Consider the following 12,669-nt stretch of genomic DNA (forward strand, 5'->3'; position numbering starts at 1 on the left):
TTAGGCAAGGTATTGATTGAAAGTAATAGTGGTTCTATTTTTAAAATCAATAACGCAGTATAAATCGCTGAATTCTGTATCTTGGGGTCGTTTGGGTATCCTCTAGCTATAAAGCTAAACGCCAAACACCGTGGTTTGGCGCTTTATACGGTATTTATTCGACTATTTTAATGTCGATAGGTGTTTGCTGCTCTTTTTGAGCAATAAAGTCGCGCACGTAGCCTTCAAGCTGGTCAACAATATTGTTGTTATCAATACGCGCTTTTTGACGCTCGCCATTAATGTATAAACCTGAGCGGCGGTTTGCACCGGCAAGGCCAATATCACTAACTAGGGCTTCGCCTGGGCCGTTAACGACACAACCAATTACCGAAACAGACATTGGCTCAACAACATCTTCTAGGCGCTCTTCAAGCTGGTTCATGGTGCTTACTACATCAAACTCTTGACGTGAGCAGCTAGGGCAGGCAATAAAGTTAATACCGCGAGAGCGTATACGCAGCGATTTTAAAATATCAAAACCTACTTTGATTTCTTGAACTGGGTCGGCAGCAAGTGATACACGTAGCGTATCGCCAATACCTTCGGCAAGTAACATGCCTAAGCCTACAGCCGATTTAACCGAACCTGAGCGCATACCGCCGGCTTCGGTGATCCCTAAATGCAGGGGTTGATCTATTTCTTTAGCAAGTAAACGATAAGCGCCTACAGCTAAAAATACGTCTGATGCTTTTACCGATATTTTAAATTGGTCAAAATCAAGGCGGCGTAATATATCTACATGGCGCATTGCTGATTCAAGTAATGCCTCGGGAGTTGGCTCGCCGTATTTTTCTTGTAGGTCGCGCTCTAATGAGCCGCCATTTACACCAATACGAATAGGAATATTATGCTCGCGCGCTGAGTCTACAACGGCTCTAATGCGCTCTTCACTGCCTATATTTCCTGGGTTTATACGTAGGCAATCCACGCCGTATTTTGCCACTTTTAACGCTATGCGGTAATCAAAGTGAATATCGGCTACAAGCGGTATACTAACTTGCTCTTTTATACTTTTAAACGCTTCTGCTGCATCCATAGTTGGTACAGATACACGCACTATATCGGCGCCGGCATCTTGTATTGCTTGGATTTGCGCTACCGTGGCATCTATATCCATGGTGTCGGTATTGGTCATCGACTGCACGGCAATAGGGGCACCGTCACCAATAGGCACGTTGCCTACATTGATGCGGGTTGATTTTCTGCGTTTAATTGGAGATTCTGAAAACATAGCGACTACTCTGCTAATGGTAATTTAAATTTGGCTAAACGATTTTTAGGATAACCAGAAATATCAACTGGTTCGCCGTTTAGAGAAACACTAACTACGTCGTGCTTACCCAGCACAACTGAAAAAGGCGGGGTACCGCTTACAGCCATTTTATAGCCTGCTTTTTTTACGCCAAATGCAATGCGTTCACCTTCGCCATCGTGTATTTCTACCCAGCTCTCATCGTTAAACACCATGTTAATTGTACTGATGTTACTTTGCGTGTCGGGCTCGTTAGTGGCTGTTTGGGTGCTAGCGGCAATAGGCGCCGTGGCATTAACGGCTTCACTTAAGGGGACTTGTTCAGCGCTTATAGGCATTACAGCCGGTGTGCGCTCAACTGCCCGTGTTGCTTGCACTTGCGAGGTGTTCTCGCTTTCGTTATTTAGCGCGTTGTTATTTTGCTGGTTATCTAAAATTGAATTTTCAATATTGATTGTGCTTGTTTGCTCATCGATAGGCGTAGCATTTTGCCAAAACCATAAGGCAGATGAGCCAATAACAATGGCTAAAATAATGTAGCTCACCAGCATTAGGCGGCTGTCATGGGCTTCTTTTTCTGTGCGGCGCGAAAAGCTTTGCATGTTAGCCGGCTTTGTAGGCTCGGGCGGTGCAGGCAATTTGGCTAATATAGGGGCGCTATCGACGTGTAGTTCACGGCAATAGTTTTTAATGTAGCCTTTTACAAAGGTAATAGGGCCTAACGTTTGGTACTGATCGCTTTCTAAGCGTTGCAGCTGAGAAATAGAAAGCTTAAGTGGGCCAGTAAGTGACTCTAAGCTTACATTAGCCTGCTCTCGGTGCGCTTTTAATAGTTGCCCAACACTTGGCTCATCGCTTTGTTGCGTAGTTTCTTCTGTCATAATAGGTACGAATTTGGATCCACTAGTAATAGTCTGTGCCCAGGTGTAAGTTCTATATCTGGGCTTAATTTATTCCATCGCATTAATTCATCAATTAATACATGCCGCTGGGTAGCTATGTCGTAAAGGGTATCGCCAGCTTTAATCTCGTAATAAATATTAGGATCGTTTAAATAAATTTTACTTCCGTTGATAACACGATCCGACTCCTTTAGACCATTCCACTGCAGGAGTTTTTGTAGTTTAACATTGTATCGCACTGAAATGCTAAATAGGTTTTCACCAAACTCAATAATATGAAAAGGCACCTTTAAAGGGGGTACTTTTGGATTAAGCATGGGAGGCTCTTGTTTTACACTTGGTTGGTAGTTTTTTAGTGTAATGTCGTTACTGTCGCTGTATGGGTTATTACTAAATACCGCACTGTCTTTTTTAGCCTCATAAAATACTACCGAATTATTTAAGCCCGTATTCTGTGGGCCATTTGCAGCAGGGCGTGTATTTTGTGGGGTGTTAAAGTTAGCTTGTTTTGGCGCACCAAATGAAATTATTTTTACTTCGTCATCATCTTTGGGTGTTTGTTTAGCGACGGCTTTTGGCGGCTCAGCTGTGGGTGTAGACGTTTGTTGCGCTTGGTGATCCGTTGTTAAAGCCAAAAGCACCGCTGCGGTATCTGTATTAGATTCTGCAGGCATAGGTGTTGTAGTTGTAGTTGCTACTTGGGCAGTATTTGTTACGGTTGGAGCCGCTGCCACAGCTGGCACTACTGCTTTAGTTGTTGTCGCTACTTTAGCCTGCGTTGGTTGAGCCGCAGGCGTGAGAGTGGCAGCGACATCATTTTGCTCAGCTACGGTTTTTTGTTTGTTTGCTGCGGCAATGGTTGCCTGTGCTTTTGCCGTCTCATTTAATACTGGGCTTGAAGGCTCAACCCTTGGAGAAATTAAGCTGGTCGAATTATCGGTAGTTGGGCGCTTTTTTCGGATAATTTTAATTTTTGGTTGCTCAACACTGATTTGCTCTTCGCCATACTGCTCTTGAAGCTCTTCGAGCTGCGCTTTACGGTATTTTTCGCGCAGTATTTCAAACTCAGTTTGTTTAGTTCGATTATCGCGAATAGCATAGGCTTGCTTACTTGTTGGGTAAGTTTGCATTATGGTGGCGGCAATTTTTTCTGCTTCTTCTATTCTGCCCATGCGCTGCTTAATTAAATAACCAAGCAATAAAGCACGTGCAGACACTCGGCCGGTATCGTCATGACGCTTTAATACTTCGCTGGCTTTATGTAAATCGCTTTTAGCATAAAAAAGGGCGGCTAAGCTTATTAGGGTCGATGTACGTTGCGAGCTGTGATTAAGTGCTTGTTTAAAGTAACTCTCTGCATTTTCAAAGTCGTTAAATTCTATGGCACATAATGCAAGGTTTTCATAGCTTTCGGCAACGCGAATATAGCTTGGAATATCAATTGCTTTTAAAAACTGATCGGTCGCGCGGTCATACTCTTCAATACTACATAAAAACACACCGTAGTTATTAAGCGTGTTCGGATCGTCAGGCTTAATTGCTAATGCTTTTTGATAGGCTTTATCGGCACGCTCTTTTTCGCCTACTTGTTGGTAATAATAAGCAAGAGAGTAATGTACTTCAGGTAGATTTGGGGCAAATTCTATAGCTCGCTCAAGGTTATACTTTGCTTGCGAGTTGTTGCCAGTTTCTAAGTATTGTAAAGCGAGGGCGATACGAGTGCGTGCTGCGCCTGCATTATTGATTTTGTTTTCGACGACGGGTTTGTCACTGCCGTTATAACTACTTTCACTTACGCACCCTGTAAGGGCAAGTGTTGAAAGTGTTAAAGCAAGTAAAGATCGCATTACCTTGTCTCTGTTTTTCTATCCATAGCGCCTATCTTACCTAAAACCCTTAGTGTTGCATCATTTATTTAAAAATAAACAACTTAACCACCCTGCACAGGAATATACGCAGGGTGGTTACAGGCTTATGCTTGCTGGATATTTACGCTAATTGCGTTATCGTCGCGCATTTTCTTTTTCGCCATACGTTTAGTGCGGTCAACAACATCGCCGGCTAATTGCCCACAGGCGGCGTCAATATCGTCACCACGAGTACGGCGCACAATACACGTAATACCCGCAGCTTGTAAAACCTTAGAAAAACGGTCAATACGGCTGTTGCTAGAGCGTGTGTATTCGTTACCCGGGAACGGGTTAAACGGAATAAGGTTAACTTTAGAAGGTGTACCTTTAAGCGTTTTAACCAGCTCATGTGCTTGGTCGGTGCTGTCGTTAACGCCATTTAGCATAACGTATTCAATGGTCACGTCTTTATTTGCTTTAGAGCCATCGATATAACGACGACACGCGGCTAAAAATTCTTCAATAGGGTACTTTTTATTAATTGGTACAAGTACGTCACGCAGAGCGTTATCGGGTGCGTGAAGTGAAATAGCAAGTGCTACGTCTATTTTTTCTTTTAATAAATCAAGCGCAGGTACAACCCCTGAGGTACTTAATGTGACGCGGCGCTTAGATAAGCCAAAGCCCCAGTCGTCCATCATTAGTTCCATTGCCGGCACTACGTTTTTAATATTAAGTAGGGGCTCGCCCATACCCATCATTACTACGTTGGTAACTGGGCGTTTTTCGCTGTTGCCATCAAGGCCTATGTCTTTAGCTACACGCCAAACTTGGCCAATAATTTCAGACACTTTAAGGTTACGGTTAAAGCCTTGTTGCGCAGTTGAACAAAACGTACACTCAAGGGCACAACCCACTTGCGAAGATACACACAAGGTGGCGCGGTCTTTTTCTGGGATCCATACAGCTTCAACTTCTTGGCCGCCATCAAGCACTAATGCGTACTTAATTGTGCCGTCGCTTGCTTGCTGGCGAACAGAGATTTCTGGCGCAACAATTTCGCATTCGTTTTTAAGCTTTTCTTTAAGCTTTTTATTAACGTTGCTCATGTCGTCAAAGTTATCAACGCCAAAATGATAAATCCATTTCATCACCTGGTCGCCACGAAATGGCTTTTCACCGAATGATACAAATAGCTCGCGCATTGCATCTCGGTTTAAATCTAATAAGTTAATCTTTTTTTGCTCGGTCATGAAACAACCTCAATCGGTGACGGTGGAGATAAAATTTACAAGGGCGAATTGTACACAATTCACCCACTTTAATCATTAAGTAAAATATCAAAATGCACTTAAGGATACTTTACGTAATGACTAAAAAAGGGCTCGAAAGCCCTTTTCTTACTTTGCATTACAGCGTTAACTGTAAAACTCGAATTAACGAGTACGTGGGCAAAGCTCTTCGTCAGCGAAGAAGTACGCGATTTCGCGAGCAGCAGATTCAACAGCGTCAGAACCGTGAACAGCGTTTTCGTCGATGCTATCAGCGTAGTCTGCACGTAAAGTACCAGCTAGTGCTTCAGCAGGGTTAGTAGCACCCATGATTTCACGGTTTTTAAGAACAGCGTTTTCGCCTTCAAGAACGGTAACCATTACTGGACCAGATGTCATGAAAGATACTAAAGCACCGAAGAAAGGACGCTCGCTGTGCTCTGCGTAGAAACCTTCAGCTTTCTCTTTTGAAAGGTGAACCATTTTAGCTGCAACGATTTTAAGACCCGCAGTTTCGAAACGGTTGTAGATTGCGCCGATGTGGTTTTTTGCTACTGCATCAGGTTTTACGATTGAGAAAGTACGCTCTAAAGCCATCTTTATGCTCCAATAATTTTTAAATAAAAGTGTGAATATTTACGGGCGCGAATTATACGCGTTTTAATTGAAAAAACCTAATTTTATTAAAAACCAGTTTGGTTGCAGTTTTATGATCTTGATCAAAAGCACATTGTTTGGCGCATTTATAATGCCGCGCTTGTAAATTAATTAATCATGCAACCGATGTGTACTCGGTTAGCTGTATGGAGCGCATATGCCAGCTGTTTCTTCTGTAACTTCTTTTATTCCCGAACTGTTATGCCCTGCAGGGAGTTTAAAAAACATGCGCTACGCCTTTGCATATGGAGCTGATGCTGTGTATGCAGGTCAGCCTCGCTACAGTTTGCGGGTACGTAATAATGAGTTTGACCTAGACACATTACAAATAGGGATTAATGAAGCCCGTGCGCAAAATAAAAAGTTTTATGTGGTCTCTAATATTGCTCCGCATAACGCAAAGGTTAAATCGTATTTACGTGATATAGAACCAGTGATTGCTATGGGACCCGATGCGCTGATTATGTCAGATCCTGGGTTAATTATGCTGGTACGAGAAAAGTGGCCAGCCATGCCTATTCACCTATCGGTGCAAGCAAATGCAGTTAATTATGCAAGTGTTCAGTTTTGGGCAAAACAAGGTATTGAGCGAGTTATTTTATCGCGCGAGCTCTCGCTTGAAGAAATAAAAGAAATACGCACGCTATGCCCAAATACTGAGCTTGAGGTGTTTGTACATGGCGCTTTATGTATGGCGTATTCAGGGCGCTGTTTACTCTCGGGTTATATAAATAAGCGCGACCCTAACCAAGGCACCTGCACGAATGCCTGCCGCTGGAATTACGATGTAAAACCGGGCGTTGAAAACGAAACGGGCGACATGGTGCATAAAATTGACCCTAACCACGTTATACCAAATCTTGGAGAAGGTGCGCCAAGTAACGATGTATTTATGCTTGAAGAGCAAGGGCGCCCTGGTGAGTATATGCCAGCATTTGAGGATGAACACGGCACTTATATTATGAACTCAAAAGATTTGCGCGCCGTGCAATACGTAGAGCAGTTAACAAAAATGGGCGTTCATAGTTTAAAAATAGAAGGACGTACTAAATCATTTTATTATGTAGCGCGCACCGCGCAAGTGTATCGACAAGCAATAGACGATGCGGCTTCGGGTAAACCATTCGATACTCACTTATTTAAAACACTTGAGAACTTAGCGCATAGAGGCTACACCGAAGGCTTTTTAAAGCGCCATGCCCACCAAGATTATCAAAACTATGAATACGGTCACTCTGTATCAACTAAGCAGCAATTTGTTGGGGAAGTAATAGGGCGCCATGCTGATGGTTTAGTTGAAATAGACGTAAAAAATAAATTTTGCACAGGCCACTCACTTGAACTGATGACACCACAAAGGAACATTATTTTTGAACTTGAATACATGCAAAACAAAAAGGGCGAAAGTATTAGTGATGCAAAAGGCTCTGGGCATATTGTAAAAATTCCGCTGAATGAGAGCGTTAACTTAGATCACGCAATATTAATGCGCAATTTAGATGATCACCAAGATACCCGTAACCCCTATAAAAAAGTAGCAAGTGAGTAAGCGCTAGCATGGCACTATTTATAAATGACAAGTGCATTAACTGCGATGTATGTGTAGATGAGTGCCCCAACAGCGCGATTTTTATGGGGTCAAAAACTTATCAAATAGACCCAGATAAGTGCACTGAATGTGTGGGGCATTACGATAAACCAACGTGTGTCATGGTGTGCCCTATTAATTGCATTAAAAGCGATCCTTTAAATAGGGAGTCGCTTGAGCAGCTCGCACAAAAGTATGTAAACCTAGTTGAAAGTGAAGGCTGAGCACATAAAAAGGAACATATGCTTACAATTTTAGCAAAAAATTAGCTTAAACTACTTATTAATTATCGCGTTATCATTAATACCTCCTATACTGGAAGTAACTTGATTTAGTGTTTTTTGGTAGGGAAATTAATGTTTTTTTCAAAAGGTAAGCAAAACGAAATAGCCGCTTTAAAAGCCCAGTTGTACCCTTTAGAGCAAGTGTGGGAAGGGCTTTACAAAGAAATGCTGGTACTTAATGTACTTTATGATGGGCGAATTTCGCATGCTAACGACAACTTTTTAAACGCATTAGGTTATAACGAAGATAATTTAACAAATAATCAGCTCGGCGATTTTATTGCTGATCAGTCGCGGCTATCACCTGAATACGCAGAACTTGAAAAAGCATTCCAAAAAGAAGGCCACTGGAGTGGGGCTATTGAATTTGTTCGCCAAGATGGCAATGCAGAGTGGCTAAGATTAATTGTGCACCCAGTGGTGGGTGAGCAAAATCAGTTATTGTATTTTTCGGTGTTTGGCACCGTACTTACTAAAACCATTACAACCTCTCGTGAACAAAGCGACACAATAAAAGCGATTTATCGCTCTATGGCTGTGATTGAGTTTGATTTACAGGGGCATGTATTAACGGCAAACGATCAGTTTTTGTCAGCCATGGGGTACAATGAATCAGAAATAATTGGCCAGCATCACCGGGTGTTTTGTGAAACCGAAGAAGCTAATTCGGCTGAATACCAACAGTTTTGGAGCAAGCTTAGGCAAGGCCAATTTATTGCCGACAGGTTTAAACGCATAGATAAATATGGCAATGTAATTTGGTTAGAAGCCACCTACAACCCTATATCAAATGATGCGGATCAGCTTTATAAAGTAATGAAATTTGCCACCGTAATTACTGAGCAAGTAAACCGTGAAATTGCTATTTCGCAAGCAGCCGAAATAGCCTATGGCACCTCTACAGAAACAGATAAAACCGCAGAGCGTGGCAGCTGCGTATTACAAGAAACCGTATCTGTTATGAACGAGCTGGCTGTAAATATGGAGCAAGCAGCTAACGAAATTTCGGCGCTGGATCAACAATCTCAACAAATAGCCAGCATAGTGCAAAGCATAAGTAGTATTGCCGAGCAAACCAACTTACTTGCACTCAATGCTGCAATAGAGGCTGCGCGTGCAGGAGAGCAAGGGCGCGGGTTTGCTGTGGTTGCTGATGAAGTAAGGCATTTAGCGTCAAGAACATCAAAAGCAACAGAAGAAATTGTGGAAGTGGTACAGCGTAATCAGTCACAAACCCAAAGTACGGTAGCGGTTATTGAGCAAGGCAAAGAAAAAGCAGAGCAAGGTTTAGCGCTTTCTAAAGAGTCGGGTGAGGTTATGGCAGAAATTCAAGATGGAGCCCAAAAAGTGGTAAACGCGGTAGGGCAATTTACCAGCCAATTAAACTCTAATAACTGATTGAGTAAATACCTTAAAACAACAAGCATAAAATAAAACCGCGAAAGCGGTTTTTTGCTTTAACAAGAATGCGTACCGGCACATATTAAGTAATTTGAACTGTGGGTAATAAACCTACCTCTGACTAGAGAAAATAAATTTAACTATCACTGTAATTTAATTTGTTAGTAAGTCTCTTAACCGGAGTTTAGGTTAAGTAAAGCGGCGGGTAATATTTTTATTAAAAGGGGTTATTTCCACTTTAGCTAGATTAAATAGCTTAAAAACGGGCGCATAAACCCTAGTAAAGTTAAATAGTAAGGTGTGAGTTATTTTTTAACCACAGTTGAGACTAAATTAAGCCAGGCGTTAACAATACATTAAGTTTCGCCATGTAAACTTTGCAGCAATTTGCCATTACGTACTGCAATACGCTAATGGATCACTGATTTGCTTAGCCTAAGCAATTTAAATGGAATAGCTGTAAAAAATGATTAATTGCCTACGTCATTACCCTTTATCTAAAGTATACAAATCTTTATTTTGCGCATCACTTATTACCTCAAGCCCGTTTAGCTTAGCTGATGATGCTGCCTCACAAAACGCTAAAACACTGCTTAAAAAAAATATGGAAGTAATTGAGGTACGGGGTATACGCTCAAGCATGGCCGAGAACTTAGATGTTAAGCGTATGTCTGGCTCTGTGGTGGATGCAATTACTGCCGAAGATATTGGCAAATTTCCTGATAAAAATGTAGCGGATTCGTTGCAGCGAGTACCTGGCGTTGTTATTGAACGCGATGGCGGAGAAGGGGCATCGGTGAGTATTCGTGGTTTATCATCTGAGCTCACATTTACTCAGCTTAATGGCAATTTTATAGCCTCATCACCTGGGGAGCCTTCACGCTCGTTCGATTACACTTTACTGCCATCTGCCATGATAGAGAGCGTAGAAGTGTATAAATCGCCAGAAGCGCGTTTAGATGAAGGCGGCGTGGGCGGCACAGTATTAATGCATAGCCGCAAGCCTTTAAGCATGGAGGCAAACTCAGGTGTATTTAACGTTGAATCTACTTACGCCGATGTGACAAAAGAGTACGAGCCGCAATTTAGTGGCTTATATTCGTGGAAAAATGACGACGACACCTTTGGCGTATTGGTGGGTTATACCTATCAAGAGCGTACTAATCGCACTCTAACAGGCAGCACCGATGCAAATGTATGGCGTTACACGGGTGGCGGTCAACCGACTGATATTAATGGAAATACCGTTGATAACAATAACGGGTGGGATACGATAAGTGATGCCAGCGGTAATCGTTATGATGGCGTGTGGTTTCCGCAAGTTGTACGTGGCTCTGTGCTTAATGAAAAACGTGAGCGTGAAGGTATTCAATTTAGTACACAATGGCGCCCAACTAATCGCTTAGAGCTAGGGTTTAACTACTTTGGCTTTACACTCGGACAAGACAGAACTGAATCAGTCATTGATATTCCTGAGTGGTCACTCAACCCTGACTTTTTAACCGCAGTAAACCTAGATGAAACAGGCACCATTGCAACGGGTATGCAATATAATGCCAGTGCTAGCGGTGTTGAAAACGATATGCAATTTCCGTGGATGCGTGGCAGTTATGTACGAGAAGAGTCTACCTCCGATACTATCGATTTTAATTTAACCTATGAAGGCGATAGCTTTAAAGCCCGCTTTGTTATTGGTAACACACAATCTGAGGGCGGCCCTGAAGAAAGCTGGGAAGCCGCTTATAAAAGCTCAAATGCCGGTGAAAACGAAACCGTTATTCAAAACGCATCGCAAAGCGCTGCATGGTCTTTAAATGAAAATAATGTATCTCTGAGTATCGATCCCAACACATTAACTAACTTGCAAAGTGGCTTAGGCGGTGGGCGTGATGCTGGTTCGTCAAATTCAAGCTTTGTGCGCAGCGAACTCGAAGAGGATTATTATCAAGCCGACGTTGACTTTTATGTTGATTGGGGGTTTTTAAAAACGATTAGAACCGGGGCTAAATATCGCCATGCCAACTTACACCGCGAGACCGGTAATACGTTTTTTTTAGATCCTAACTTTGATATTGCTGCAGGTGAAGCGAGCGAGCAAGGTATAACGCAATTTGATAGCTACCAATGGAATGGCGGTATGCCACTTGCCGAGGATGTGTTTATTAATCAAACCAATATAGTTGGCGGGTTTAATATAAACCAAATGCCCAGCATAGATTGGGATAAATACCGAGATTTAGTAACCGACAGCTACACGCCTTATACCCGCATAGAAGATAACTTTGTATACGATATTGAAGAAAAAATATCAGCGTTTTACATTCAAGGCGATTTTGAATTTAGTGAAGTAAGAGGTAATTTAGGTGTGCGCGTAGTACAAACTAAAACCTTAACCTCTTCTACCGATTTATATACTTATCAACTTGATCACACCAATGATGAAACAGGCGAGCCGCTAACTGGCGATGCGCGTTTTGTAGAAGACTATCAGTTGGTTACACAAAAAAATACCGATACACAAATTCTGCCAAGCTTTAACATAGCGTGGGATGCCACCGACGATTTAGTGATTAGGGGCGCTATTGCTAAAGTGATGGCGCGACCAGATTACAGCGATTTAGGCTCGCAGCAGCGTATTACGTTTGTATCAAATGAATGGGCAGAAGACAGAGCCGCATTCAACGAGCTTGTAGGCTTTAGTGGCAGTGGCGGTAATAAAAATTTAAAACCTTTTGAATCAGTGCAGGCCGATTTATCTATTGAATATTATTACGCCGAGGGCTCTGCATTGGGGTTAGCGCTGTTTCATAAAAAGGTTGATAACTTTGTTGTGCCGCTGGTAATAGATATGCAGCAAGAGTTTGCAGGCAAAGAAAATGTAGTAGAAAGCGGCTTAATTACCGTTGCGCCATACAGCACAGTGGGCAATGGCACCGATGCGGTATCAAAAGGGGCTGAAGTATTTATTCAACATGCATTTGCAGGTGGTTTTGGCTTTTATGCTAATTACACCTATAACAAAACCAATAAAGCCGATGTGAGTGTAAATGGTGAAGAATTTGGCCAATCACCATTAATTGGAAGCGCTAAATACCAGTACAACACCTCTGCTTATTACGAAGGCGAGTACTTTACTCTTCGCGCGTCGTATAATAAACGCGGCGAAACAGTACTTGGCTTAAATAGCGGTTTAAATGTATACCAAGACCCTTACGAGCAAGTTGATGTAAATGCCGCCATTAATATATCTGATGGCTTAAGTTTAACAGCCTCTGTTATTAACTTAACTAAATCGGAAACTGTTACGCGTTTAGGTAATGATAGCGATGCGCGTTTATTAAGTTCAAGTTACTCAGGTAGGCGCTACTACGCGGGTATAAATTATAGTTTTTAAAGGAGCAACCTAAGCCCGTTATACTAGG

At 42.3% G+C, this 12,669-nt stretch carries 9 protein-coding genes; 4 read left to right on the top strand and 5 right to left on the bottom strand.

The genetic code is table 11. The annotated features are described in order from the left end of the window. Positions 1-154: 154 nt before the first annotated feature. From ispG to ndk, 5 genes are all read right to left on the bottom strand, one after another. Positions 155-1,273 (bottom strand): flavodoxin-dependent (E)-4-hydroxy-3-methylbut-2-enyl-diphosphate synthase, encoded by a 1,119-nt coding sequence (gene ispG, locus AN395_RS00170; protein ID WP_004586992.1) that lies wholly within the window; start codon positions 1,271-1,273, stop codon positions 155-157. Positions 1,274-1,278: 5 nt separating this feature from the next. Next, on the bottom strand, positions 1,279-2,175 hold the full coding sequence (locus AN395_RS00175; RefSeq protein ID WP_054981648.1) for a RodZ domain-containing protein: 897 nt from the start codon (positions 2,173-2,175) through the stop codon (positions 1,279-1,281). Next, complete coding sequence (pilW, locus tag AN395_RS00180; RefSeq protein WP_054981649.1) at positions 2,172-4,043, bottom strand: type IV pilus biogenesis/stability protein PilW; 1,872 nt, start codon at positions 4,041-4,043, stop codon at positions 2,172-2,174. Before pilW ends, AN395_RS00175 begins: the two co-directional genes overlap by 4 nt. A gap of 125 nt (positions 4,044-4,168) precedes the next feature. Beyond that, the gene (locus AN395_RS00185) at positions 4,169-5,299 is read right to left on the bottom strand and encodes a bifunctional tRNA (adenosine(37)-C2)-methyltransferase TrmG/ribosomal RNA large subunit methyltransferase RlmN (RefSeq protein WP_004586995.1); all 1,131 of its coding nucleotides are present in this window, start codon (positions 5,297-5,299) and stop codon (positions 4,169-4,171) included. Positions 5,300-5,482: 183 nt separating this feature from the next. Further along, on the bottom strand, positions 5,483-5,914 hold the full coding sequence (gene ndk / locus AN395_RS00190) for a nucleoside-diphosphate kinase (protein WP_004586996.1): 432 nt from the start codon (positions 5,912-5,914) through the stop codon (positions 5,483-5,485). A gap of 217 nt (positions 5,915-6,131) precedes the next feature. Between ndk and yegQ the strand changes: the two genes are divergently transcribed. The 4 genes from yegQ to AN395_RS00210 all read left to right on the top strand — a co-directional run bounded on the left by yegQ (position 6,132) and on the right by AN395_RS00210 (position 12,641). Beyond that, positions 6,132-7,523 carry a tRNA 5-hydroxyuridine modification protein YegQ gene (gene yegQ / locus AN395_RS00195; protein ID WP_054981650.1) on the top strand — a complete coding sequence of 464 codons (1,392 nt, stop codon included), beginning with the start codon at positions 6,132-6,134 and terminating at the stop codon, positions 7,521-7,523. 8 nt (positions 7,524-7,531) lie between these two features. Beyond that, complete coding sequence (locus AN395_RS00200) at positions 7,532-7,786, top strand: YfhL family 4Fe-4S dicluster ferredoxin (protein ID WP_054981651.1); 255 nt, start codon at positions 7,532-7,534, stop codon at positions 7,784-7,786. A 132-nt stretch (positions 7,787-7,918) separates the two neighbouring features. Beyond that, positions 7,919-9,244 carry a PAS domain-containing methyl-accepting chemotaxis protein gene (locus AN395_RS19775; RefSeq protein ID WP_004586999.1) on the top strand — a complete coding sequence of 442 codons (1,326 nt, stop codon included), beginning with the start codon at positions 7,919-7,921 and terminating at the stop codon, positions 9,242-9,244. Between the two features lie 469 nt (positions 9,245-9,713). Beyond that, a complete protein-coding gene (locus tag AN395_RS00210) occupies positions 9,714-12,641 on the top strand; it encodes a TonB-dependent receptor (RefSeq protein ID WP_054981652.1) in 2,928 nt (975 codons plus the stop codon). Positions 12,642-12,669 lie beyond the last annotated feature (28 nt).

Origin of the sequence: Pseudoalteromonas sp. P1-30, assembly GCF_001400005.1 — a bacterium.
In the GTDB taxonomy this organism is placed as follows: domain Bacteria; phylum Pseudomonadota; class Gammaproteobacteria; order Enterobacterales; family Alteromonadaceae; genus Pseudoalteromonas; species Pseudoalteromonas atlantica.

Excerpts from the sequence above, each read along its gene's own strand:
- ispG (WP_004586992.1), bottom strand. The coding sequence starts at position 1,273 with ATGTTTTCAGAATCTCCAATTAAACGCAGAAAATCAACCCGCATCAAT.
- AN395_RS00175 (WP_054981648.1), bottom strand. The coding sequence starts at position 2,175 with ATGACAGAAGAAACTACGCAACAAAGCGATGAGCCAAGTGTTGGGCAA.
- pilW (WP_054981649.1), bottom strand. The coding sequence starts at position 4,043 with ATGCGATCTTTACTTGCTTTAACACTTTCAACACTTGCCCTTACAGGG.
- AN395_RS00185 (WP_004586995.1), bottom strand. The coding sequence starts at position 5,299 with ATGACCGAGCAAAAAAAGATTAACTTATTAGATTTAAACCGAGATGCA.
- ndk (WP_004586996.1), bottom strand. The coding sequence starts at position 5,914 with ATGGCTTTAGAGCGTACTTTCTCAATCGTAAAACCTGATGCAGTAGCA.
- yegQ (WP_054981650.1), top strand. The coding sequence starts at position 6,132 with ATGCCAGCTGTTTCTTCTGTAACTTCTTTTATTCCCGAACTGTTATGC.
- AN395_RS00200 (WP_054981651.1), top strand. The coding sequence starts at position 7,532 with ATGGCACTATTTATAAATGACAAGTGCATTAACTGCGATGTATGTGTA.
- AN395_RS19775 (WP_004586999.1), top strand. The coding sequence starts at position 7,919 with ATGTTTTTTTCAAAAGGTAAGCAAAACGAAATAGCCGCTTTAAAAGCC.
- AN395_RS00210 (WP_054981652.1), top strand. The coding sequence starts at position 9,714 with ATGATTAATTGCCTACGTCATTACCCTTTATCTAAAGTATACAAATCT.